The organism is Pantoea dispersa, from assembly GCF_014155765.1.
Classification (GTDB): Bacteria; Pseudomonadota; Gammaproteobacteria; order Enterobacterales; family Enterobacteriaceae; genus Pantoea; species Pantoea dispersa.
The window spans coordinates 336,044-360,501 of the sequence record NZ_SCKT01000003.1; the positions used below are offsets into that span (position 1 = coordinate 336,044).

The 24,458-nt window shown below is 59.4% G+C and carries 22 protein-coding genes; 14 read left to right on the forward strand and 8 right to left on the reverse strand.

Features of this window, described 5'->3' with window-relative positions; genetic code table 11:
- The first annotated feature begins 50 nt into the window (after positions 1–50).
- From cvpA to hisP, 7 genes are all read left to right on the forward strand, one after another.
- The gene (cvpA, locus tag H7K56_RS11640; RefSeq protein ID WP_021509181.1) at positions 51–536 is read left to right on the forward strand and encodes a colicin V production protein; all 486 of its coding nucleotides are present in this window, start codon (positions 51–53) and stop codon (positions 534–536) included.
- A 33-nt stretch (positions 537–569) separates the two neighbouring features.
- Complete coding sequence (gene purF / locus H7K56_RS11645; RefSeq protein WP_021509182.1) at positions 570–2,087, forward strand: amidophosphoribosyltransferase; 1,518 nt, start codon at positions 570–572, stop codon at positions 2,085–2,087.
- A 113-nt stretch (positions 2,088–2,200) separates the two neighbouring features.
- A complete protein-coding gene (locus H7K56_RS11650) occupies positions 2,201–2,770 on the forward strand; it encodes a UbiX family flavin prenyltransferase (protein ID WP_150361907.1) in 570 nt (189 codons plus the stop codon).
- A gap of 274 nt (positions 2,771–3,044) precedes the next feature.
- On the forward strand, positions 3,045–3,827 hold the full coding sequence (gene argT, locus H7K56_RS11655) for a lysine/arginine/ornithine ABC transporter substrate-binding protein ArgT (RefSeq protein ID WP_031280032.1): 783 nt from the start codon (positions 3,045–3,047) through the stop codon (positions 3,825–3,827).
- Between the two features lie 194 nt (positions 3,828–4,021).
- On the forward strand, positions 4,022–4,708 hold the full coding sequence (locus tag H7K56_RS11660) for a histidine ABC transporter permease HisQ (protein ID WP_058785603.1): 687 nt from the start codon (positions 4,022–4,024) through the stop codon (positions 4,706–4,708).
- The gene (locus H7K56_RS11665; RefSeq protein WP_021509186.1) at positions 4,705–5,421 is read left to right on the forward strand and encodes an ABC transporter permease; all 717 of its coding nucleotides are present in this window, start codon (positions 4,705–4,707) and stop codon (positions 5,419–5,421) included. Before H7K56_RS11660 ends, H7K56_RS11665 begins: the two co-directional genes overlap by 4 nt.
- A gap of 8 nt (positions 5,422–5,429) precedes the next feature.
- Positions 5,430–6,203: a histidine ABC transporter ATP-binding protein HisP gene (gene hisP / locus H7K56_RS11670; protein ID WP_058769896.1), complete on the forward strand. Its 774-nt coding sequence runs from the start codon at positions 5,430–5,432 to the stop codon at positions 6,201–6,203.
- Positions 6,204–6,305: 102 nt separating this feature from the next.
- Here hisP and H7K56_RS11675 read toward each other — a convergent pair whose 3' ends face one another.
- Positions 6,306–7,253 carry a sugar-binding transcriptional regulator gene (locus tag H7K56_RS11675; RefSeq protein WP_031280034.1) on the reverse strand — a complete coding sequence of 316 codons (948 nt, stop codon included), beginning with the start codon at positions 7,251–7,253 and terminating at the stop codon, positions 6,306–6,308.
- 196 nt (positions 7,254–7,449) lie between these two features.
- Here H7K56_RS11675 and dalD point away from each other — a divergent pair, with 196 nt between their 5' ends.
- From dalD to H7K56_RS11690, 3 genes are read left to right on the forward strand one after another with little or no spacing between them, the layout of a single operon-like run.
- Positions 7,450–8,832, forward strand: a complete 1,383-nt coding sequence (dalD, locus tag H7K56_RS11680) for a D-arabinitol 4-dehydrogenase (protein ID WP_150361906.1) — start codon at positions 7,450–7,452, stop codon at positions 8,830–8,832.
- Between the two features lie 12 nt (positions 8,833–8,844).
- Positions 8,845–10,314, forward strand: a complete 1,470-nt coding sequence (gene xylB, locus H7K56_RS11685) for a xylulokinase (protein WP_182689016.1) — start codon at positions 8,845–8,847, stop codon at positions 10,312–10,314.
- Positions 10,315–10,343: 29 nt separating this feature from the next.
- On the forward strand, positions 10,344–11,624 hold the full coding sequence (locus tag H7K56_RS11690; RefSeq protein WP_021509191.1) for an MFS transporter: 1,281 nt from the start codon (positions 10,344–10,346) through the stop codon (positions 11,622–11,624).
- A 44-nt stretch (positions 11,625–11,668) separates the two neighbouring features.
- Here the strand turns inward: H7K56_RS11690 and H7K56_RS11695 are convergent, their stop codons facing one another.
- The 3 genes from H7K56_RS11695 to H7K56_RS11705 are packed head-to-tail and all read right to left on the reverse strand — an operon-like array spanning position 11,669 to position 15,396.
- Positions 11,669–12,883: a cytochrome c gene (locus H7K56_RS11695; protein ID WP_150361342.1), complete on the reverse strand. Its 1,215-nt coding sequence runs from the start codon at positions 12,881–12,883 to the stop codon at positions 11,669–11,671.
- Complete coding sequence (locus tag H7K56_RS11700; protein ID WP_104188552.1) at positions 12,880–14,646, reverse strand: GMC family oxidoreductase; 1,767 nt, start codon at positions 14,644–14,646, stop codon at positions 12,880–12,882. Before H7K56_RS11700 ends, H7K56_RS11695 begins: the two co-directional genes overlap by 4 nt.
- Positions 14,647–15,396, reverse strand: a complete 750-nt coding sequence (locus H7K56_RS11705) for a gluconate 2-dehydrogenase subunit 3 family protein (RefSeq protein ID WP_249042749.1) — start codon at positions 15,394–15,396, stop codon at positions 14,647–14,649.
- A 278-nt stretch (positions 15,397–15,674) separates the two neighbouring features.
- Between H7K56_RS11705 and budC the strand changes: the two genes are divergently transcribed.
- Positions 15,675–16,439, forward strand: coding sequence for a meso-2,3-butanediol dehydrogenase (budC, locus tag H7K56_RS11710; protein WP_150361341.1), 765 nt, complete (start codon positions 15,675–15,677; stop codon positions 16,437–16,439).
- Positions 16,440–16,495: 56 nt separating this feature from the next.
- Here budC and H7K56_RS11715 read toward each other — a convergent pair whose 3' ends face one another.
- Positions 16,496–17,365 (reverse strand): MBL fold metallo-hydrolase, encoded by an 870-nt coding sequence (locus H7K56_RS11715; protein WP_150361340.1) that lies wholly within the window; start codon positions 17,363–17,365, stop codon positions 16,496–16,498.
- 172 nt (positions 17,366–17,537) lie between these two features.
- Between H7K56_RS11715 and H7K56_RS11720 the strand changes: the two genes are divergently transcribed.
- Positions 17,538–18,425, forward strand: a complete 888-nt coding sequence (locus H7K56_RS11720; RefSeq protein WP_058780300.1) for a LysR family transcriptional regulator — start codon at positions 17,538–17,540, stop codon at positions 18,423–18,425.
- Positions 18,426–18,442: 17 nt separating this feature from the next.
- Here H7K56_RS11720 and H7K56_RS11725 read toward each other — a convergent pair whose 3' ends face one another.
- Positions 18,443–19,339 carry a TIGR01777 family oxidoreductase gene (locus H7K56_RS11725; RefSeq protein WP_021509198.1) on the reverse strand — a complete coding sequence of 299 codons (897 nt, stop codon included), beginning with the start codon at positions 19,337–19,339 and terminating at the stop codon, positions 18,443–18,445.
- A 204-nt stretch (positions 19,340–19,543) separates the two neighbouring features.
- On the opposite strand from H7K56_RS11725, the gene yfcF reads away from it, so the two are divergent.
- Positions 19,544–20,185 (forward strand): glutathione transferase, encoded by a 642-nt coding sequence (gene yfcF, locus H7K56_RS11730; protein ID WP_058758433.1) that lies wholly within the window; start codon positions 19,544–19,546, stop codon positions 20,183–20,185.
- Positions 20,186–20,290: 105 nt separating this feature from the next.
- Positions 20,291–20,836 carry an NUDIX hydrolase YfcD gene (yfcD, locus tag H7K56_RS11735; protein ID WP_021509200.1) on the forward strand — a complete coding sequence of 182 codons (546 nt, stop codon included), beginning with the start codon at positions 20,291–20,293 and terminating at the stop codon, positions 20,834–20,836.
- Between the two features lie 45 nt (positions 20,837–20,881).
- On the opposite strand, the gene H7K56_RS11740 is transcribed toward yfcD, so the two are convergent.
- Both H7K56_RS11740 and pta read right to left on the reverse strand, forming a co-directional pair.
- Positions 20,882–22,141 (reverse strand): 4-aminobutyrate--2-oxoglutarate transaminase, encoded by a 1,260-nt coding sequence (locus H7K56_RS11740; protein ID WP_058769908.1) that lies wholly within the window; start codon positions 22,139–22,141, stop codon positions 20,882–20,884.
- A gap of 146 nt (positions 22,142–22,287) precedes the next feature.
- Complete coding sequence (gene pta / locus H7K56_RS11745) at positions 22,288–24,432, reverse strand: phosphate acetyltransferase (protein WP_176428128.1); 2,145 nt, start codon at positions 24,430–24,432, stop codon at positions 22,288–22,290.
- Positions 24,433–24,458: the final 26 nt, after the last annotated feature.

Genomic DNA, 24,458 nt, shown 5'->3' on the forward strand with positions numbered 1-24,458 from the left:
GCGCCCCGAACTGGATGCAGGGGTGCAAATGCACTGTACTGGAAGCGTTCATGATCTGGATTGATTACGTCATTATTGCGGTAGTTGGTTTTTCGGCTCTGGTCAGCCTGATTCGCGGGTTTGTCCGGGAAGCCTTATCTCTTGTTACCTGGGGATGCGCGTTTTTTGTCGCCAGTCATTACTACGCCTACCTTGCAGTCTGGTTTACAGGTTTTGACGACGAACTGGTTCGCAACGGCATCGCCATCGCGGTGTTATTCGTTGCCACCCTGATTGTGGGTGCCATCGTGAACTATGTGATCGGCTCGCTGGTTGAGAAAACCGGCTTGTCGGGAACCGACAGGGTGTTGGGGGTCTGTTTCGGGGCGTTGCGTGGCGTGCTGATTGTATCCGCCATTCTCTTCTTCCTTGATACATTCACCGGCTTTTCAAAAAGTCCGGACTGGCAACAGTCTCAACTCATTCCCCAGTTCAGTTACATCATCAGGTGGTTTTTCGATTACCTGAAAAGCACGTCGAGTTTTTTACCCCGGTAACACCGGGAGTGCGGCTAATGAGGAAATGACAACATGTGCGGTATTGTTGGTATCACCGGTTTTATGCCAGTAAACCAGTCGATCTATGACGCGTTAACGGTGCTGCAGCACCGCGGGCAGGATGCCGCCGGCATTTGTACCATCGATGCGCTGAACTGCTTCCGTCTGCGTAAGGCCAATGGCCTGGTCAGCGACGTGTTTGAAGCGCGCCACATGCAGCGTTTGCAGGGAAATATGGGTATCGGCCACGTGCGTTATCCGACTGCCGGCAGCTCCAGCGCCTCTGAAGCGCAGCCCTTCTACGTGAACTCGCCGTACGGCATCACGCTGGCTCACAACGGTAACCTGACCAACGCCCATGAACTGCGCAAGCAGCTGTTCGAAGTCGGTCGCCGTCATGTGAATACCACCTCAGATTCCGAAATCCTGCTCAACATCTTTGCTCAGGAGCTGGATCGTTTTCAGCACTATCCGCTGGAAGCTGACAACATTTTTGCTGCCGTGGCGGCGGTGCATCAGCAGGTGCGCGGTGCTTACGCCGTGGTGGCGATGATTATCGGTCACGGCATGGTTGCGTTCCGCGATCCTAACGGTATCCGTCCGCTGGTACTGGGCAAGCGTGAGCTGGCCGATGGCCGCACCGAATACATGGTGGCCTCAGAGAGCGTGGCGCTGGATACGCTCGGCTTCGAATTTATTCGTGACGTTGCGCCAGGCGAAGCGGTGTACATCACCGAGCAGGGTCAGCTCTCGACGCGCCAGTGCGCAGAGAACCCGAAAAGCAATCCGTGCCTGTTCGAGTACGTTTACTTTGCGCGTCCGGACTCGTTCCTCGACAAGATCTCCGTCTACAGCGCACGCGTGCGCATGGGCACCAAGCTGGGCGAGAAAATTGCCCGCGAGTGGGAAGATCTTGATATTGACGTGGTGATCCCGATTCCGGAAACCTCGACCGATACCGCGCTGGAGATCGCCCGTATTCTTGATAAGCCGTACCGCCAGGGTTTTGTGAAAAACCGCTACGTGGGCCGTACCTTTATTATGCCGGGCCAGCAGCTGCGCCGCAGTGCGGTGCGCCGTAAGCTCAACGCTAACCGCGCTGAGTTCCGCGATAAAAACGTGCTGCTGGTGGATGACTCGATTGTGCGCGGCACCACCTCTGAGCAGATTATCGAGATGGCGCGTGAAGCGGGCGCGAAGCGCGTCTATCTGGCGTCGGCGGCACCGGAAATCCGCTTCCCTAACGTCTACGGCATCGATATGCCGAGCGCTACCGAGCTGATTGCGCACGGCCGTGAAGTGGAAGAGATTCGTCAGCTGATTAAAGCCGATGCGCTGATTTTCCAGGATCTGCAGGATCTGATCGACGCGGTGCGTGAAGAGAACCCGGATATTGCCCAGTTCGAATGCTCGGTGTTCAACGGCATCTACGTCACCAAAGACGTTGACCTGCAGTATCTGGAATATCTGCAGTCGCTGCGTAACGACGATGCTAAAGCGATTGCGCGTCAGAACGAAGTGGAGAACCTGGAACTGCATAACGAAGGTTAAGGTCAGTCTCAGGCAGACGAAACAGGGCGGGCGCAATCCCGCCCTGTTTGTTTTTGTATTTATGGCGGCGGAGCGGCTATTATTGGCGCACTCTTTTGCAGCAAGGCTGAATTATGAAACGACTCATCATTGGTATTTCCGGCGCCAGCGGCGCGATCTACGGCGTGCGTATGCTGCAGGTGCTGCAACCGTTAGCCGAAGTGGAAACCCATCTGGTGATGAGCCCGGCGGCGCGGCAGACACTGGCGCTGGAGACCGATTACAGCCTGCGTGACGTGCAGGCGCTGGCCGATGTGGTGCACGATGTGCGCGATATCGCCGCCAGCATCTCGTCCGGCTCGTTCAAAACGCTGGGTATGGCAATTCTGCCGTGTTCCATGAAAACCCTGTCCGGCATTGTGCACAGCTACAGCGACAGTCTGCTGACGCGCGCCGCCGACGTGGTGCTGAAAGAGCAGCGCCGGCTGGTCCTATGCGTGCGGGAAACCCCGCTGCATCTCGGTCATCTGCGCATGATGACCACCGCCGCCGAGCTTGGGGCGCTGATTATGCCGCCGGTGCCGGCGTTTTATCACCGCCCGCAGTGCATCCACGATTTGATTGATCAGACGGTCAACCGCGTGCTGGATCAGTTTGATATCGAGCTGCCGGAAGATCTGTTTACCCGCTGGCAGGGTGCATGATGGTGCAATAATGCACTGAATGCGTGCAAAAGCGCGGGGCCGATCACTGTTCGTGCATCTTGTGCACCAAAAGTTAACAATCTCACTTTTTCTTCCTCACACCGCTGTTATATTTCCCTCACAAACTAAGTGCTTGCGTCGCAGATGGACGCGGTATTTAGTGCGCCTGCGCACAGTTTCGCCGATTTGCACAACTGGCATGAAACCTGCAAAACATTCAGCGCAAACACATCACGCACCACATAACAATAAGCACTTCACTTGAGGGTTACCTATGAAAAAGCGAGTTCTGGCTCTTTCTCTGATGCTGGCTATGTCCGGCGCTGCGAGCGTGTTCGCAGCGGTACCGCAGTCGCTGCGCATCGGGACCGATCCAACTTACCCGCCGTTTGAGTCCAAGAACGCGCAGGGCCAGCTGGTTGGCTTTGATATCGACCTGGCCAACGAGATCTGTAAGCGTATCAAGACCAAATGTACTTATGTGGAAAGTGATTTCGATGCGCTGATCCCGTCGCTGAAAGCGAAGAAGATCGACGCCATCATCTCTTCACTCTCGATCACCGAGAAACGTCAGGAAGAGATCGCCTTCTCGGAAAAACTGTATGCAGCGAACGCGCGTTTAGTGGCGCCGAAGGGGTCTAAACTGCAGCCGACCATTGAGTCGCTGAAGGGCAAGAACATCGGCCTGCTGCAGGGCACCACGCAGGAAACCTACGCCAATGAATACTGGCGTCCAAAAGGGGTGACCGTCACGCCGTATGCCAACCAGGATCTGGTGTATCAGGACCTGAACGCTGGCCGTATTGATGCGGCGTTCCAGGATGAAGTGCAGGCGAGCGAAGGCTTCCTTAAGCAGCCGGTCGGGAAAAACTACGCGTTCGCCGGTCCGGCGGTGAAAGATGACAAAATCTTTGGCGTCGGCACCGGTATGGGCCTGCGTAAAGATGACGCCGATCTGAAAGCTGCCATCGACAAAGCCTTTAACGACATGCGCAAAGACGGTACCTACGACAAGATTGCGAAGAAGTACTTTGATTTCAACGTTTACGGCGATTAAGACTCCTGTTCCTGGACGGGTGTATTGAGTCACGCCAACGTGGGTCATAACTATTCACTCCGGGCGCTTACTTATGTAAACTCCCGGAGTTCATACGCTTGCCACCATCCTTCCGTGATTCACATCCCTGGTCAGGACTGTCCGTGTGTTGTTGGACAGCGTTTGTTTATTTCCCTCACGACAGGATCGAACCCATGTTGTATGGCTATTCTGAAGTAATTCTCAAAGGCACGCTGGTGACCCTTGAGCTGGCGCTCAGCTCGGTGGTGCTGGCCGTGGTGCTGGGCCTGATAGGGGCCGGTGCCAAACTCTCCCGCAATCGCCCGCTGGCGATGATTTTTGAAGGCTACACCACGCTAATCCGTGGCGTGCCCGACCTGGTGCTGATGCTGCTGATCTTTTACGGTCTGCAGATTGCCCTCAATGCCGTAACCGATGCGCTCGGCATGGCGCAGTTTGATATCGACCCGATGGTGGCCGGTATTATTACGCTCGGCTTCATCTACGGTGCTTACTTCACTGAAACCTTCCGTGGCGCGTTTCTCGCGGTGCCGAAAGGGCAGATTGAAGCCGCCACCGCCTTCGGCTTTACCGGCGCGCAAACTTTCCGTCGCATTCTGTTCCCGGCGATGATGCGCTTTGCGCTGCCCGGCATCGGCAACAACTGGCAGGTGATTCTCAAAGCCACCGCGCTGGTGTCGCTGCTCGGCCTTGAAGATGTGGTAAAAGCCACGCAGCTGGCCGGCAAAAGTACCTGGCAACCGTTTTACTTCGCGATTGTTGCCGGGGTGATTTATCTGGTGTTTACCACGCTGTCCAACGGCGTGCTGTGGTGGCTTGAACGCCGCTACTCGGTAGGGGTGAAAAGGGCAGAGTTATGATCGAGATTATTCAGGAGTACTGGAAACAACTGCTCTGGACCGACGGTTACCGTTTTACCGGCGTGGCCATCACGCTGTGGCTGCTGATTCTGTCCGTAGTGATTGGCGGTAGCCTTGCGGTGCTGCTGGCCATCGCGCGCGTGTCGCCAAATCGCTATATCTCCACGCCGGTGTGGCTGTTTACCTATGTGTTTCGCGGCACGCCGCTGTATGTGCAGCTGCTGGTGTTCTATTCCGGCATGTACACGCTGGAGGTGGTGAAAGGCTCCGAGCTGCTGAACGCCTTCTTCCGCAGTGGCCTGAACTGTACGCTGCTGGCATTTACCCTGAACACCTGTGCTTATACCACCGAGATTTTTGCCGGTGCCATTCGCGCCGTGCCACACGGTGAAATCGAAGCCGCGCGCGCCTATGGTTTCTCGCCGTTTAAACTTTACCGCTGCATCATTCTGCCGTCGGCGCTGCGCACCGCGCTGCCCGCCTACAGCAATGAAGTGATTCTGATGCTGCACTCCACCGCGCTGGCGTTCACCGCCACCGTGCCGGATTTGCTAAAAATCGCGCGCGATATCAACTCGGCGACCTATCAGCCGTTCACCGCGTTCGGCATCGCTGCGGTGCTGTACCTGATTATCTCTTACGTGCTGATTAGCCTGTTCCGCCTTGCGGAGCGCCGCTTCCTCGCGCATGTGAAACCCTCTTCGTCGCACTGAGTATGACTATGGCTGAAAATAAATTAAGCGTTACCGAACTGCATAAGCGTTACGGTGAACATGAAGTTCTGAAGGGCGTGTCGCTGCAGGCCAACGCCGGCGATGTGATCAGCATTATTGGCTCTTCCGGTTCCGGGAAAAGTACCTTTTTACGCTGCATCAACTTCCTCGAAAAGCCGAGTGAAGGCACCATCGCGGTTAACAACGAGGCGATAAACCTGGTGCGCGACACCGATGGCCAGCTGAAAGTGGCCAACAAGGAGCAGCTGCGTTCGCTGCGTACCCGGCTGACTATGGTGTTCCAGCACTTCAATTTGTGGAGCCACATGACGGTGCTGGATAACGTTACTGAAGCACCGATTCAGGTGCTGGGGCTGAGCAAAGCCGAAGCGCGCGAGCGGGCAATTAAATACCTCGATAAAGTCGGTATTGATGCGCGCGCGCGTGCCAAATACCCGGTGCATCTGTCAGGCGGCCAGCAGCAGCGTGTTTCGATTGCCCGCGCGCTGGCGATGGAGCCGGAAGTGTTGCTGTTTGACGAACCGACCTCGGCGCTCGATCCGGAGCTGGTAGGCGAAGTGCTGCGCATCATGCAGAAGCTGGCCGAAGAGGGCAAAACCATGGTGGTAGTGACGCACGAGATGGAGTTCGCCCGTCACGTATCCAACCACGTGATTTTCCTGCATCAGGGCAAAATCGAAGAGCAGGGCGCGCCAGACGAACTGTTCGGCAACCCGAAAAGTCCGCGCCTGCAGCAGTTTTTGAAGGGATCGTTGAAATAGGTTTCTGAACCGTTGCGGCGCAATGTATTGCGCGTTTCCCGGCGATGCGGCGGACAAATCCGCGCGATACATCGCGCCGTGACGAATCACAGAAATTTTTAATTAATCATGCAGCAGTTTCAGCGCGGTGTCTTCATCCGTCACCAGCCCGGAGATCCAGCCGCCGTGCAGCGCGGCGTGAATCGCTGCGTATTTGCGCGCGCTGCCGGCAAAGCCGATGATATTGCGCTGCGTCTGGCTCTCCAGCAGCACGCTGGTCAGCAGCTCATCGGTTTCGCCGTATACCCGCTCTCCCTGCTGATTGAAAAAATGCCCCAGCATTTCACCCACCACGCCGCGCGCGTTGAGCGCTTCTACCTGCGCATCGGTGATAAAGCCTTCGGCATTGAGCGGGCAGCCCGGCATCACTTCGCCAATGCCGACAAACGCCACGTTAGCCTGCAGCGCACGCTGGGTGACGCGCTGATAGACCTGATGCTGCACCCACATCGTCTTATCCTGCGGCGTGTCAGCATACAGCGGTGCCGGAATGAAGAAATATTTGCCCTGCATCTTCTCCGCCATTTTCAGCGGTACGTCGTAGCGGGTACCGGAATCGTCACGCGCAATCGCGCCGATCATTGACACACACTGATGCTGGGGCCGTTCAACCCACGGCAGCGCATCAATCATTGAGCGCAGCGTTTTGCCGGAACCGATGCCAAACACCTGCGGCGTCTCTTCGTTGATAAACTGCGCCATCACCGCCGCGCCTTCCACCGCCAGCATTTGCTGAATCGCCTCATCATCCAGCCCGGCTGACGGCACCACGCGGCACAGCGTCAGGCCAAACTTTTGTTCGATCTCGCGCGCCAGATGCAGGCAGTGCGTGACCGGATGGTCGATCTTCACGCTGACCATGCCCATCTCACGCGCGCTGGAGACCAGCCGCTGCGCCACCTGCCGCGATAAGCCCAGCGCGCGCGCAATCTCCTGCTGCGTGACGCCTGCCACGTAATACATCCACGCTGCCCGCGCTGCCAGCTCCTGCTTCTTCTCTTCTCTGCTCATCGCCTTGTTCCGTCAAACTCCGATGCGCCAGTTTATCGCGTCTTGCCCCTGAAGCGTTAACTGAGCAAAAGCCCTAAAAAAGAGCAAAAGTATTAAATGTGATGGATCTCGCAGAACGATCGCCCTGCCGGCGACTATGCTACGCCTCATCGGGCAAATGCCCTCCATTGTGGCAAATGTTTATTTCGAGGCAACTATGACGACGAAATCAGTGTGGATGCATATCGGCGCAGGCTCTTTTCACCGCGCGCATCAGGCGTGGTATCTGCACCAGCTGCGCCAGCAGGGCGATGACAGCTGGAGCATCGCGCTCGGCAACATCCGCGGCGATGCGGTAGCGCTGCTCAACCAGCTGCAGGCGCAAAACGGCGAGTACGTGCTGGAAACCGTGACGCCGGAGGGCGAGCGCGCGTATGAAACCATCACTTCGCTGCGCACCATTCTGCCGTGGGACGCGGAGATCAGTGCGCTGGTGGCACAGGGCGCCAGCGCTGAGACAAAAGTGATCGGTTTTACCGTGACCGAAGCCGGTTATTACCTGACGCCGGCGCATGAACTCGATCTCAGCCAGGCGGATATTCAGGCCGATCTCCGTGGTGAGGCGCGCACTATTTACGGCGCGCTGACCCGCATTCTGCGCCAGCGCGTGGCCAGCGGCGGTGCGCCGGTCACGCTGCTCAACTGCGACAACCTGCGTCACAACGGCGAACGTTTCCGTCACGGCATGCTGGCGTTTCTCGCCGCGCAGGGCGACCGCGCGCTGGCCAGCTGGGTGCGCGATAACACCACTTCGCCAAACACCATGGTGGATCGCATCACGCCGCGCCCCACGCCGGATGTCGCCGAACGCGTCAAAGCGGCCACCGGCAAAGACGATGGCGCGGCGGTGATGGCGGAATCGTTTATCCAGTGGGTGATTGAGGATGATTTCATCGCCGGACGCCCGGCGCTGGAAAAGGTGGGCGTGGAGCTGGTGGCGTCGGTGCTGCCGTGGGAAGAGGCGAAAATCCGCATCCTCAACGCCACGCACGCGGCGATTGCCTGGGCAGGCACGCTCACCGGCCATGACTACATTGATGACAGCACGCGTCAGCCCGCGATTTATCAGCTGGCGTATGACTACATCACGCAGGACGTGATCCCGTCACTGTCGCCCAGCCCGCTCGATCTGGCGGATTACCGCGACGTGGTGCTGGCGCGCTTTAGCAATCCCTACATCAAAGATACCAACCAGCGCGTTGGTGCCGACGGGCTGTCGAAAATCCCCGGCATGGTGACGCCGACGCTGCGCGAATGCTATCAGCGCGGCGCAGAACCGACCGCCACCGCCGTGCTGCCGGCACTGTTCTACCTGTTCCTGCAACGCTGGGCCAGCAACCAGCTGCCGTATGCCTATCAGGATGGCGTGCTCAATGCTGACGCGCTGCGCCAGCAACTGAGCGGCGAGAATGCGCTACAAACCTTCCTCAGCGACCGCGCGCTGTTTGCCGAACTGGCCGATGACCGCGCTTTTCATGCGCTGGTGACGCGCAGCGTAGACGCCATTGAGCAGCAATTGCTGCAGCCGGCGACGGTGTAAGGAGCGCACATCATGTATCTCGGCATTGATATTGGCACCTCTGAACTCAAAGCGCTGATCGTTAACCCGCAGGGCGAGATTGTGGCGTCGAATCACGCCACGCTCAGCGTGCAGCGTCCGCATCCGCACTGGGCGGAGCAGGATCCCGAGCGCTGGTGGCAGGCGTGTGGTCAGGCGATCGCCGGGCTGCGCCAGCAGGCGCCGGACGCGTGGGCCGCGATTCGCGCCATCGGTCTCTCCGGTCAGATGCACGGCGCCGTGCTGCTGGATGCCGCCGGTGAGGTGCTGCGGCCGTGCATATTGTGGAACGACACGCGCAGCGCGGCGCAGTGTGATGCGCTGCGCCAGCAGCATCCGCAGATGATGCAGATCGCCGCCAACCTGATTATGCCCGGCTTTACCGCGCCGAAACTGCACTGGGTGGCGGAACATGAGCCCGAAATCTTCCGCCGCATCGACAAGGTGTTGCTGCCCAAGGACTACCTGCGCTGGCGTCTGACCGGGCGCTTTGTCAGCGAGCCGTCGGACGCCGCCGGTACGCTGTGGCTCGACGTGGCCCAGCGCGACTGGTCTGACGCACTGCTGGCGATTAGCGGGCTGACGCGCGCACAGATGCCCGAACTGGTTGAGGGCTGCGCGGTCAGCGCCACGCTGCGCGCCGATCTGGCCAGCGAATGGGGCTTAGCCGCCACGGTGAGCGTGGCCGGCGGCGGCGGTGATAACGCCGCATCGGCGGTGGGCGTTGGCGCGGTTAATGCGGGCGATGCCTTTATCTCGCTCGGCACGTCGGGCGTGATTTTTGTGGTTAACGATCGGCTGCGCGCCGATCCGCAATCCGGCGTGCACGCTTTCTGCCATGCGCTGCCGGGACGCTGGCACCAGATGAGCGTGATGCTCAGCGCCGCCAGCTGTCTGCGCTGGCTGTGCAATCTGCTGTCGGTCACCGAAAGCCAGCTGATGGACGAGATAGCACAGCTCAGCGCGGAGCAGCTGCGTCAGGCACCGCTGTTTCTGCCGTATCTCTCTGGTGAACGCACGCCGCACAATGATCCGCAGGCGACCGGGGCATTTTTCCATCTGCGCCACGAAACGCCGCGCGCGCTGCTCGGCTATGCGGTGATTGAGGGCGTAGCGTTTGGCCTGGCGGATGGCCTGGCAGTGCTGGGCGATACGCAACAGCAGATTCAGCAGTGCAGCCTGACCGGCGGCGGTGCGCGCAGCACGCTGTGGGCGCAGCTGATTGCCGACGTGCTGCAGCTGCCGATAGTGACCCATCCGGCCAGCGCCTCCGGCGCGCTGGGTGCGGCGCGACTGGCGTGGCTGGCCGACGGCGGCAGCGAAGCCGACGTGTGCCTGAAGCCGCCAGTGCAGGCGCGCTATCAGCCCGATGCGGCGCGCGGGGCCGTGCTGCAGCAGCGGCTGCGCCTGTTCCGTGAACTCTATGTACAACAACAGCAGGCGCGCGCGTTGCTGCCTGCCTGATCGGATTAGCGAACGGAAGGAAGATTGTCATGCAATCGAACGCATACTGGTTTGGCTTACCGAAAAAGATGTTCTGGGGCTTTCTGGCCATCGCCATTTTCATGGCCGGCGACGGCTTCGAAATGGCGTTTCTCTCGCGCCACATCACTGACATGGGCTTTTCGCCGGCCCAGTCGGCGGTGGTGTTTACGTTTTATGGTCTGGCCGCCGCGCTGGCGGCGTGGGCCTCCGGTGTGGTGGCGGAGCTGATTACGCCGCAGCGCGCCATGATGATTGGCTTTGTGCTGTGGATCGTCATGCATGCGCTGTTTATGTCGCTGGGGCTCGGGCTGCGTAACTATCCGCTGATGGTGCTATTCTACGGCATTCGCGGCCTGGCCTATCCGCTGTTTATCTACTCGTTCATGATGATGCTGGTGCAGGTGCTGCCGCGTGACAAGCTGGCCGCCGCCACCGGCTGGTTCTGGGCGATGTACTCCGTGGGGATTGGCGTGGTGGGTAGCTATCTGCCGAGCCTGACCATCCCGATGCTGGGCGAAACCGGCACCTTATGGCTGGCGATTGTCTGGGTGGCGTGCGGCGGCGTGCTGGCCTACTTCAGCCTGCGCAACGTGCCGGTGGATCGTTCCCGCGTTAATCTGCCGCTGCGCGATAAGATGACGGAGATGTCGCGTGCCGTAACCATTCTGTTCACCAACCAGCATGTGTTTTATGCCTGCCTGATCCGCATCATCAATACGCTGTCGCTGTTTGGTTTTGCCATCATCATGCCGCTGCTGTTTGTCGATCGGCTGGGCTTTACCATCTCCGAATGGCTGCAGATTTGGGCGGTGTTCTTCTTCGTCACCATCTTTACCAATATTTTCTGGGGCATTACCGGTGAGAAGCTGGGCTGGATCCGTCAGGTGCGCTGGTTCGGCTGCCTCGGTATGGCGATCTCCAGCCTGGCGTTTTACTACCTGCCGCTGTATGCCGGGCATAACTTCTGGGTGGCGCTGATTCCGGCGATCATGCTGGGGATCTTTGTCGCTGCCTTTGTGCCGATGACCGCGGTGTTCCCGACGCTGGAACCGCATCATAAGGGCGCAGCGGTATCGATTTACAATCTGTCGGCCGGGCTGAGTAACTTTGTTGCCCCGGCGATTGCCTCGCTGCTGCTGCCGTTCTTCGATATCGTCGGGGTGGTGTGGGCCTATACCGCGCTCTACCTGTTCGCCGGCGTGCTGACCTTTATCATTCGCGTGCCGCAGCCGGGACACACGCGAGAGGCGTCAGCGGTGAAGTCGTCGGTGGTGCAGCAGCGCAGCTAACGCTGAGCCTGTCGCACCGGCAGCCGCCGCTGCCGGTGCTGGCGCTATTCCAGCTTCTGTTTCACTTTCTTCACGTCGTCAGCGCTGACCGGTGCGGCGGCATTTCCCCAGCTGTTGCGGATGTAGCTCACCACCGCGGCGATCTCCTCATCACCCAGCGTGCCGGCAAAGGCCGGCATTGCCGGTGCTGTGGGGCGGGCATCGGTATCGACACCGCGACTACCGGCGGCCACCACCCGAATTAGCGAGGTGGCATCCTCCTGATTGAGCAACGGATTGTCCGCCAGCTGCGGGAAGATATTCTTCTCACCGCGGCCGCCCGGGCTGTGGCAGGCTGAACACTTCGCCGCATAGATTTGCGCGCCCAGCTTCATGCGATCGTCCGTCGCGGCAAGTGCGGCGGGCGCTTGCTCATCACGCGATTCCCCGCTTTTCAGGTACACCGCCACCGCCTGCAGATCTTCATCGCGCCAGTGCTGCGTGGAGTGACGCACCGCGTCGGCCATCGGACCGGAAGCGATATCGAAACGGTTCACGCCGGTACGCAGGTAGCTGACGATATCCTGCTGGCTCCATTTGCCCAGCCCGCTGTGCGGGTTCGCGGTGATGTCCGGCGCCATCCAGCCTTCGACCACTTCGCCACGCAAAAACGCGCCGTTTTTATCGCCGCCGAGCAGATTTTTCGGCGTATGGCAGGTGCCGCAGTGGCCCGCGCCCTGCACCAGATGCGCACCGCGATTCCACTGGGCGGATTGACGGGCGTCCGGCTGGAACGCGCCCTGGTCAAAGTTGATCCAGTTCCACACCATCAGGCTGGTGCGGATGTTGAAAGGGAAGGGCAGCTGATTGGTCTCGACCGGGTTGTGTATCGGCTGCAGCGTCTGCATCCATGCCCACAAATCCTGCAGATCCTTATCCGACATTTTGGTGTAGGCGGTGAACGGCATCGCGCCGTACAGCCGCTTGCCGCCGTGGCCGATGCCCTCGGTCATGGCGCGGCGGAAATCTTCATAGCGCCAGTTGCCGATGCCGGTTTCGCGGTCCGGCGTGATGTTAGCGCCGACCAGCGTACCAAACGGCGTCTGCAACCTGACGCCCCCGGCAAACGGCTGCTGCGGATCGGCGGTGTGGCAGGCGGTGCAGTCCGCCAGCGTGGCGATATAGCTGCCGCGCGCGTACTGATCGTATTCCGGCTGGGCGTGAGACACAAAGCTGGTGAGCAGCAGCGCGGCAGCGCACAGAGAGAGGCGTGTTTTCATGCGGTAATCATCTCCCCGGGACGTTGCAGATAGTAGTGACGAATCGCATGCGCCGCTTTGAATGCCAGCGCGCCGACGGTGCCGGTCGGGTTATAGCCCGGGTTTTGCGGAAAGGCTGACGCGCCCACCACGAACAGGTTCGGTACATCCCACACCTGCAGATGTTTATTGACCGAGCTGGTTGAGGGATCGCTGCCCATGATAAAGCCGCCAACCACGTGCGACGACTGATACGGCACGCTGCTCCAGTGGCCGGTCATCGGTTTGACAATCATCTCGCGCGGGTTCATCGATTTAGCGATTTCTGCCACTTTACCCGTGCAGTACTGCGCCATTTTCAGATCGTTCGCCGCAAAGTCGAAGGTAATGCGCAGCAGCGGTCGGCCGTGCGGATCTTTGTAGTTGGGATCGAGCGACAGATAGTTGGTGCGCGTGGTGTAGCTGCTGGCCTCGCAGCCAATCGACATGGTGCTGAGGTAGTTGTCTTTCAGCGCGCGTTTCCACTTCGAGCCCCATTTGGGTGTGTTGGGCGGCAGCGGCCGGTAGCCAATCGGTGCCGAGCCGATGGGCGTCACGCGGATGCTGCCGCCGCCGAAGAAGCCCAGACCGCTGTGGTCAAAATTATCGTTATTGAATTCATCAATGCCCATGCCCACCGCGCCGGCACCGATAAACGGGTTAAAGTTTTTGTTGTCGAAAAACAGCGTGACGCCGTTGGCGGTCTGGTAGGCGTAATTGCGACCGGTGGTGCCTTTATTGGTGACCGGATCATAAGCCTGGCCAATGCCGGAGAGCAGCATCAGACGCACGTTTTCAAAGGTAAAGGCGGCGACGATCACCAGATCGGCCGGCTGTTCCCACTTATCGCCGGAGGAATCAATGTAGGTGACGCCGGTGGCCTGTTTGCCGCTGGCATCGGTCAGCACTTCCAGCACTTCGCAGTTGGTGTACGCGGTAAAGTTCTCTTTGCGCATCAGCGCCGGCAGCACGGTGGTGATGGCGCTGGCTTTCGAGTAGTTGGCGCAGCCGTAGTTGGTGCAGAAGCCGCAGAAGGTGCAGGGACCCATGGTGACACCATAGGGATTGGTGTACGCCTCGGAGACCAGCGAGGAGGGCACCGGAAACGGCTGATAGCCGAGATTTTTCGCTGCTTCGGCAAACAGCGTCGGACCATAGGGCTGGCGCAGCGGCGGCGTCGGATAGTCGGCCGACCGCGCACCTTCGAACGGATTGCCGCCCGCCCGTTTCTCTCCCTGAATATTACCGGCGTAGCCCGAGGTGCCGGCCACGCGCTCAAATTGCATGTAGTGCGGCTCCATCTCCTCCCAGCTGGTGCCCCAGTCCTGCAACACCAGCTCATCCGGAATGGCACTGGCGCCGTAGCGTTCGGTCAGGTGGCTTTTCAGGCGAAACTCTTCCGGCTGAAAGCGAAAGGTAATGCCGGCCCAGTGGTTGCCCGCGCCGCCGGTGCCGTTGCCCGGATGGAACGAGCCCCAGGTGCGCATTGGCAGGGCGGTTTGCGACGGATTGTTGCGCATGGTGCAGGTGTTCTGCCGCGTGCGCAGCATCAGCTCTTCGCGCATCACGTAGCGCAGCTCGTCGGTGACGGTGCCAATATTGAAGTCACGCGCGGTGTCGCGCCACGGGCCGCGCTCAATGCCGATCACTTCCAGGCCTTCGTCGGCCAGTTCATTGGCGATAATCGATCCGGCCCAGCCGAGGCCAATCACCACCACATCGGTTTTCGGTAATTTCTTCATCATCTATCCCCGTGCTTTCCATTGCGCAATGCTGATCGGCTCTAAGCCCAGATTTTCGTTGTGGCGCTCAACGTATTCGCGATAGTCGTAGCGCGCGCCGGGAAAGCCCAGCATCTTCCACGACACCATGTCTTTGTTGCCGCCGTAGATCGGATCGGCAAAGAAACCTTCCATGGTGTTGTTCAGCACCTCGAGAAACAGCGACTGCGCATCAAAGCCGCTGAAATGCACCTTTCCGGCTTCCATGTCTGCCAGCAGCGCGTCCTGCTGCGCCGGCGTCAGATCGACAAAGTTCTTTTGCGAGGTTTGCTGCACGTAGCGGTTGAGCGCCGCCAGCCCCTGGCGATAGCGCTGTTGCGGCACCAGCGGCGACTGGTCGCCCTGCTCGGTGGTGCCCTGCTGAAACGGGCCCTGCATGTAGAGACGTTCAAAGGTGCCATAAAAGCCGTGCAGCTGGCGGTCGATAAAGACAGCGCAGCCGGCTTCTTTGCCGCCCACGCTCAGCTCGTCCGCCGGGATAATGCGGTCAACCATGGCTTCCACGGTGCGCGCTTCTTCATCGGTGAAGAACAGCCAGCCCTGAGCCTGGAACTGTTCTGGTGGGTTATCGGCGAAGGGGGTCCAGCCGGGAGCGCCCTTGAGGGAGACAGCATCGGCGGCGCGGGTGACGCCAGCGACAACGCCCAGCGTCGACCAGGTCAGGACCTGGCGTCGTGTGACACCGGGCAGGGTTTTGGCTCGTTTTTTCATCATCGCTTCCAGACAGAGTAACAAGATAAGGCGTAACCGGCCGGCGTGTGCGGCGACACAACGGGCCGGAATCTTTAGTTTTTGTAAATTTTTATGGCGAATGTTAACTGTAGACGGGCTGGGTGGTGGCGACCAATAACCGTACAAAAAAGTGCACTATTTGATAATCCGCCGGTTATTTCCTGAACTAAGCGCCACGTTAAATCTGCAGGCTTCGCTTGAACTCAGCGCGCTGGCTGCCAGGCTTAACCGTTTCAACCACGAAATAACCAGGAGGAAATATGTCGCGCTTTGCAGAGAAAGTGGTGGTGATTACCGGAGCCGGATCAGGCATTGGTGCCGCCGCGGCGCAGCGTTTCGCCAGTGAAGGCGCACAGGTGGTGCTGGTGGGCAGAACCCGTGACAAGCTGGAACAGGTGCTGAACACGCTGAGCGGAGAAAATCATCTGGTGGCACCCTGCGACGTCGGCGATGCGGATCAGGTTAAACAGCTGGCAGAGCAGGTGCAGCGCCAGTATGGGCGTGTGGATGTGCTGGTGAATAACGCCGGCAGCATCGTGCAGGGCAAAATTCATGAAGTGTCGATAGCGGACTGGAAGTCGCTGATGAGTACTGACCTCGACGGTGTATTTTACTGCACCCACTTCTTTATGCCCGCGCTGCTCAACAGTAAAGGCAACGTGGTGAATACCTCGTCGGTATCCGGACTGGGCGGCGACTGGGGCATGAGTGTCTACAACGCCGCCAAGGGCGCGGTGACCAATTTTACCCGCGCGCTGGCGATGGATTATGGCACGGACGGCGTGCGCGTTAACGCCGTTTGTCCCGGCTTTACCTTCACCGATCTCACCGAAGAGATGAAAAACGATGAGGCGCTGCTTGCACGCTTCTATGACCGTATTCCGCTGGGCCGCGCCGGTGAACCGGAAGATATCGCCAGCGCGATTGCTTTCATCGCCAGCGACGACGCGCGTTATATCACCGGTGTTAACCTGCCGGTCGATGGCGGCCTGACGGCGTCGAACGGCCAGCCGAAACAGGCGTGAGTGATAACAGGCGGAGCATCAGGTGTAATCACACCGTCAATCCGCCTGTTATTCGGTCATTGCTCACCCGCTTCGCCATCGTGACACGCTGACACATAGCTGGCCGTATAACCGCCGTTCGCTAACGCCACGATTCTGGCAAAGCCAGACGCGCCAAAATGCATGCCGGCAATCACCGTATTTTCCGCTGCCACCTGCTGCAAAATACGCCGGCGCGTCTCGCTGGCCATGACGGGATCAATATCGAAGGCGATAGAAACCTGCGGACAGGCCAGCTGAACAGGCGGGTAATGCACAATATCACCCCAAATCAATAAACGCTCGCCGTCTGAATCAATGCGAAAACCGCAATGCCCCGGGGTATGGCCGGGTAACGCCAGCGCACGGATTCCCGGGCTGATCTCCTCATCCGCCATCAGCTGCAGCCGCGGGCCATAAGCCTGCAGGGTGCGCCGCACCAGCGCCGCGTTTAACTGCGCGCGTTCACTCAGCTGGCTGATCGCCACATCATCCTGCCAGAAGGCGGCTTCGCTGTGGCTGAGGCAGAGCCGGGCATGGCGAAAGACCGGCTGACCCGCGCTGTCCAGCAAGCCGCCAATATGATCGGGGTGCGCATGGGTTAATAACAGGGTATCGATGTCGTCCGGCGTCACCCCGGCCAGCTGCAGATGAGGCAGTAATTTGCCGCTCTGCGCATCGCGTTTTCCCATCCCGGTATCCACCAGAATCACGCGTCCCTGACCGCGGATCAGATAACAAAACACATGGATGTCGCCCGGCTGTGCTATGCCTGCCTGGCGTTGCAGATCGACCGCATCGTCGTGGTGAATATCCGTTAATAAACTCAGACTGGCTTGCATAGTGCCGTCGCTGATGGCGCTGACCTGATATTTCCCTGTGGTGTATGAAAATATTGCCTGGCTCATAATGATTTCTGTGCGCTAATTTATTCGTTCACGTTAAACAAAATAACGCGGCAATTTTCGCGGCGGATTAGCGCGATGATAATGCTGCGTCAGTGGCTGTTAGCGCGATAATGACGCTAACACCGTTAAGGTGACCAGTGTCATTTTTGACAGAGTTGAGACCCGGATTGTCATGGACATAAAAATTTTGCGCGCCTTTGCCACTGTCGCGGCGCTGGAGCATATTGGTCAGGCTGCGGAACGGTTACATATTTCGCCGTCACCGCTTAGCCGGCAAATTCAGCAGCTGGAAAGCGAACTGGGCATGGTGCTGTTTCACCGTGAAAAGAAACGTCTGCGCCTGACGGACGAGGGTAAGCGCTTTCTCACCGAGGTGACGCCCTTTTTGCAGCATCACGAACGGCTAAAAGAGTATGCGCAGCATCTGCAGCAGGGTGACGTCGGGCGGCTGGATATTGGATATGTGGAGGCGGCTATACACTCGCGCCTGCTGCCCGCGGCACTGGCGCGGCTGGCACCGGGGGCGGGCATTGATGTCCGGCTGCATGCGTTACGTTCCGCACAGCAAATTGCCCGGTTAGAGGCGGGGGCGATCGATATTGCCATTGTGCATACGCTGCCGCACGATGACGCGGATTTTGTGCATAAGAAGATCGCGACCGAACCGTTGCTGCTGGCGATGCCAGCATCCAGTGCGCTGACCGCACCCGTGGCGGCTGATTTGCACGGTCGGGCGTGGATTGCCGACCAGGAAAATCTCAACCCTGCCGCGCGGGCGCGATTGCTGGCAGCCTGCCAGCGCGCCGGCTTTCAGCCGGATATTCGTTTTGAAGTGAATGGTCCGCTGGCGGCGCTTGCCTGTGTCGAAGCCGGGCTGGGTTTCACCCTGATCCAGCATAGCCTGGCGCGCATCGTACCGGATAACGTTGTGCTGATGCCGCTACCCGATCTGGCGCTGGAGATCGTGCTATATGCCGTCTGGCGCAGGCAGGATACCCGACCGTTAACGGCGCGTTTTCTCCAGCAGCTTTGCCTCACGCCCGCCGTGGCGCCGCGGTAAGCCTGAGCGGAGACGCATCAGCCGGCGACATCCTGCAGCGCTTCCTGCAAATCGTACCAGCGGAAACCAAAGCCGGACTCCTCCAGCCGCTTCGGCAGCACGTGCTGCCCGCCCAGCACCAGCACGGCGGATTCTCCCATCATCAGTTTGATGGCGCTGGCCGGGGTGCGCATAAAGGCCGGACGATGCATCACCTGGCCCAGCGTGGCGGCGAACTGCTCGTTGCGCACCGCGTAAGGCGCCACCATGTTAAACGGGCCCTGCAACTGATCGTTATCGATCAACCACAGGATGGCGTTGACCAGATCGTCCACGTGGATCCACGGCAGGTACTGTTTGCCGCTGCCAATCGGTCCGCCGACGCCAAGTTTGAACGGCAGCTTCATTTTGCTCAGCGCGCCACCTTCGCGCGCCAGCACCACGCCGGTGCGCAGCAGGCACACGCGGGTGCGCTCGCTTTGCGCCTTCAGCGCCAGCTGCTCCCAGCGGGCGCACAGGGTGTGGGTAAACTCCTCGTGGCCCGGATCGTCCTCGGTCACCACCACATCGCCGGTATCACCATAAAAGCCGGTGGCCGAGCCGGAAATCAACAGGCGCGGCGGATTGCTGCTGGCGTGGATCAGCGAGACGATCTGTTCAGTGATTTGCCAGCGGCTTTCGCACAGGCGCTGCTTTTGCTGCTCGGTCCAGCGCTTGTCGGCAATCGGTTCTCCCGCCAGATTGATGACGCCGTCAATAGCATTGAGATCGGACTGCTGGTTAATGCCCGACCACAACATCACGCGCGCATCGAGTTTTTCCCGCGCGGCCGCCACGTCACGCGTTACCACATTCACCTGATGGCCCAGCTGCAGCAGGCGCGGAATTAAATGGCGACCTATCAAGCCGGTACCACCGGTAATAAGCAGGTGCATGTTTAGTCTCCCTGTCATTAATTATCTGCTCTGAATTGAGCATAGAAGAGAAGTGCCGCTGCGGCGTGACAGCGCTTACGCTTATGATGAAAAACCGCCAGTTTGCCGTGGTCCTGCGGCAAAACATCGGACCAGCGCGCCATTGCCTTAGCCGGCAAAAATCGGTAAACATGATGCACACCTGACGCTTAGCCGAGGCAGCTGATGAACTATCCCGCCATTACCTTGTGGTCCGACTCCTGTTTTTTTAGCCCGTATGCCATGTCAGTTTATGTTGCGCTTACCGAGAAGGGCATTCCCTTTACCGTCAGGCGCGTTGACCTGTCGCGCAATGCACAGCTTGACGAGGAATACCGCGGCCTGTCGCTGACCTGCCGTGTGCCCACGCTGCAAATTGATGATGTCAGCCTGAATGAATCCTCGGCCATCGCCGAATATCTCGAAGAGCGTTTTCCGGCGCCGGAGTTTGAGCGCCTCTATCCGCGCGATCGCGAAAAACGTGCTCACGCGCGCGAAGTGCAGGCGTGGCTGCGCAGCGATTTACTGGCGCTGCGCACGGAGCGACCCACTGAAGTGCTGTTTGCTGCTGAACGCTTTGCTCCGCTCACGCCCGCTGGCGAACAGGCCGCCAGTAAACTGATTGCCGCGGTGCAGCGCCTGCTGCCGGATGGCCAACAGAACCTGTTTGGCGAGTGGTCGATTGCCGACACCGACCTGGCGGTGATGATTAACCGGCTGGCGCTGCACGGCGATCCGCTGCCGGTGAAGCTGCAGCACTATGCAGAATTCCAGTGGCAGCGCGCCTCGGTGCAGCTGTGGCTGGCCGAGTCGGGTAAAGCACGCTAAAACCTTGCGGCGACGAAAAGAACGCTTTACCTTAGCGCTCATTCTAATAAAGCATCGCAAACAGGCGCGTGCTGGGCACGCCGAAAACAGAGAAAGGGTTACCGGATGGTGGATCAAACGGCAGGTGACGGTATCGAGTGGGTGGATATCGTTAGCGAAGAAAACGAAGTGATTGCGCAGGCCAGCCGTGCGCAGATGCGTGCGCAATGTCTGCGCCATCGCGCTACCTATATTGTGGTGCACGACGGCATGGGCAAGATTCTGGTGCAACGCCGTACTGAGAGCAAAGATTTCATGCCGGGTATGCTGGATGCCACTGCGGGTGGCGTAGTGCAAAGCGGTGAAGACCTGCTGGAATCCGCCCGTCGTGAAGCGGAAGAGGAGCTCGGCATCGCTGATGTTCCGTTCGCCGAGCACGGCAAATTCTACTTCGAAGATCAGCACTGCCGCGTATGGGGTGGGCTGTTCAGCTGCGTGTCGCACGGTCCGTTTGCCATGCAGGAAGAGGAAGTGGATGAAGTGTTCTGGATGACGCCGGAAGAGATCACCGCCCGCTGTGATGAATTCACCGATGATTCACTCAAAGCCCTGTCGCTGTGGCTGAGCCGCAACAGTGACGCGGTGCGCAGTAAGCAAAGCAGCGAAGCCTGATTCCTGCGCTTCCACAGAAAGGCACCCCAAGGGTGCCTTTTGTGTTTAATGCTGGCTGAGAATGCGGGTGAGAATGTTCAGCGCCGTACTGAACTGGGCGTCCGGAATGGTTAGCGGATAAAGAAAGCGGATCACGTTGCTGTGCACGCCGCAGGTCAGCAGGATCAATCCTTCGGCCAGCGCCTGCTGCTGAATCGCTTTGGCGATCTCCGCCGAGGGCCGGCCGCTGGCGTCATGGAATTCCGCCGCCATCATCGAGCCATAACCGCGTACCTCGGCCAGCGCACGGCATCCGGCGCCGTTCAACGCTTCCGCCAGCTGCGTACCGAGCCATTGCGCACGCTCGCACAAGTTTTCCTCACTGATAATATCCAGCACCGCATGCGCGGCGGCAATTGCCGGCGGATGGCCAGCATAAGTGCCGCCCAGACCGCCCGGCTCCGGTGCATCCATCACCGCGGCCCGGCCGCTCACCGCCGACAGCGGAAACCCGCCTGCCAGACTTTTCGCCAGTGTGATCAGATCCGGCTGCACCTCATAATATTCGCTGGCAAACAGCCTGCCGGTGCGCGCAAAACCGCTCTGTACTTCATCGGCGATCAGCAGGATGCCGTGGCGATCGCACAGCTGGCGCAGCGCCGTCACAAACTCTGGCGGTGCGACATAGAATCCGCCTTCGCCCTGAACCGGTTCAAAGATGATGGCCGCCACCTGCTGTGGCGCGATATCGCTGCGGAAAATCGTCTCCAGACTGTCGAGCGCATCATGCACGCTGACGTTATGCAGCGCATTGGGGTAACGCGCGTGAAACACCGGGCTGGCAAACGGGCCGAAGCCGGTTTTGTAAGGCAGCACTTTGCCGGTCAGCGCCATGGTCATATTGGTGCGACCGTGGAACGCGCCGCTGAAGGCGATAATCCCCGGGCGGCCGGTGGCTGCGCGCGCGATTTTCACCGCGTTCTCAACCGCCTCGGCGCCGGTAGAGAAGAAAGTGGTTTTCACGGCGCCTTCAATCGGCACCAGCGCATTCAGACGCTCCGCAAGGTGAATGTAGTTCTCATAGGGCACGATTTGAAACGCGGTATGGGTGAAGCACGTCAGCTGCTGCTGTACCGCCGCCAGCACTTTGGGATGCCGGTGTCCGGTATTGAGCACCGCAATGCCGGCGGCGAAATCAATATATTCCCGCCCCTGCTGGTCCCACAGCGTGGCGTTTTCGGCTTTCGCCGCAAAGAAATCACACATCACGCCCACACCACGCGGCGTGGCCTGTAACCGACGGCTGTGCACATCACTGTTGCTCATTGCTGACCTCGTAAGTCGCGGGAGAGTGTAATCAGTGTTAGCGCGCAGGCGGGATTTTGCCAGTGCGTTTATACGGGCAGGGTTGTGGCGCAGGATAAAAAAAAGCACGCCCGGGCGGGCGTGCTGATGCGGAGCGGGGAAGGGGATTAGCCTTCAGCCTGCTGCGACTGAATCGCCGTCAGCGCAATGGTGTAGACGATATCATCGACCAGCGCACCACGTGACAGGTCGTTAACCGGTTTGCGCATGCCCTGCAGCATTGGCCCGATGGAGATCAGGTCGGCAGAACGCTGCACCGCTTTGTAAGTGGTGTTACCGGTGTTGAGATCCGGGAAGATAAATACTGTCGCACGTCCGGCCACCGCTGAGTTCGGCGCTTTAGACTTGGCGACGTCTTCCATGATCGCGGCGTCGTACTGCAGCGGGCCGTCGATCACCAGATCCGGGCGTTTTTCCTGCGCAATGCGCGTTGCTTCACGCACTTTCTCTACGTCACTACCGGCACCGGAGTTACCGGTAGAGTAGGAGATCATCGCTACGCGTGGATCGATGCCGAAGGCTTTGGCGGAGTCGGCGGACTGAATCGCGATCTCGGCCAGCTGTTCCGGATTAGGATCCGGGTTGATGGCGCAGTCGCCGTACACCAGCACCTGCTCTGGCAGCAGCATGAAGAACACCGAGGAGACCAGCGAGCTGTTCGGCGCGGTTTTGATCAGCTGCAACGGCGGACGAATGGTGTTGGCGGTGGTGTGAACCGCGCCCGAGACCAGACCGTCAACTTCGCCGCTTTCCAGCATCATGGTGCCCAGCACCACGTTATCTTCCAGCTGCTCCTGCGCGACCACTTCGGTCATGCCTTTGCTCTTACGCAGCTCAACCAGGCGCGGCACGTAGTTGTCACGCACCACCTGCGGATCGACAATTTCAATGCCTTTGCCGAGCTCAACGCCCTGCGCTGCGGCCACGCGCTGAATCTCATCCGGATTGCCCAGCAGCACACAGGTGGCGATGCCGCGCTCGGCACAAATCGCCGCCGCTTTAACGGTACGCGGTTCGTCGCCTTCCGGCAGGACGATGCGCTTGCCGGCTTTACGCGCCAGTTCGGTGAGCTGATAGCGGAATGCCGGCGGTGACAGACGACGGCTGCGTTCGGATGTGGCGGTCAGTGATTCAACCCAGTCAGCATTGATAAAGCCGGCCACATACTCCTGCACTTTTTCGATGCGCTGCGTGTCGTCAGCCGGCACTTCCAGGTTAAAGCTCTGCAGGCTGAGCGAGGTTTGCCACGTGTTGGTTTTTACCATGAACACCGGCAGGCCGGTCTGGAAGGCGCGTTCGCACAGACGGGCAATCGGCGCTTCAATCTGATAGCCGCCGGTCAGCAGCACCGCACCAATTTCGATGCCGTTCATCGCCGCCAGACAGGCCGCCACCAGCACGTCAGGACGGTCGGCTGAGGTCACCAGCAGCGAGCCCGGACGGAAGTGCTCCAGCATATGCGGGATGCTGCGCGCGCAGAAGGTGACGGATTTGACGCGACGCGTGTGGATTTCACCTTCGTTGATGATCTCCGCGTTGAGATGGCGGCACATATCAATGGCGCGCGTCGCGATCAGATCAAAGCTCCACGGCACGCAGCCCAGCACCGGCAGCGGGCTGTTGGCGAACAGTTGCTTAGGATCGATGTTGGCGATGCTGGCTTTCGAGGAGTCGTCGAAAATTTCTGACAGATCCGGACGGGTACGGCCCTGCTCATCCACTGGCGCGTTGAGTTTGTTGATGATGACGCCGGTGATGTTTTTGTTTTTGCTGCCGCCGAAGCTGCTCTGCGTCAGTTCGATGCGCTCTTTCAGCTGTGCCGGTGAGTCGTTACCCAGCGACATGACGAAGACGATCTCCGCGTTCAGCGTTTTGGCAATTTCATAGTTCAGCGCCGAGGCAAACTGATGTTTGCGCGTCGGAACCAGGCCTTCCACCAGCACCACTTCCGCATCTTTGGCGTTGGCGTGGTAGTTGGCGATGATCTCTTCCATCAGCACATCCTGCTGGTTAGAACCCAGCAGCGACTCAACGCGGGACATCGGCAGCGGAACCGCGGCCGGAATCGCGGAGTTTTTGCGAATGATGGTGGTGGTCTGGTCTGGCGCATCGCCGCCAGCGCGCGGCTGGGCGATCGGTTTGAACACGCTCAGGCGCACGCCTTTGCGCTCCATGGCACGAATCACGCCAAGGCTGACGCTGGTCAGGCCGACGCTGGTGCCGGTAGGAATAAGCATAATTGTACGTGACACTATAGAAACCTCGCGGTGTTACAGGG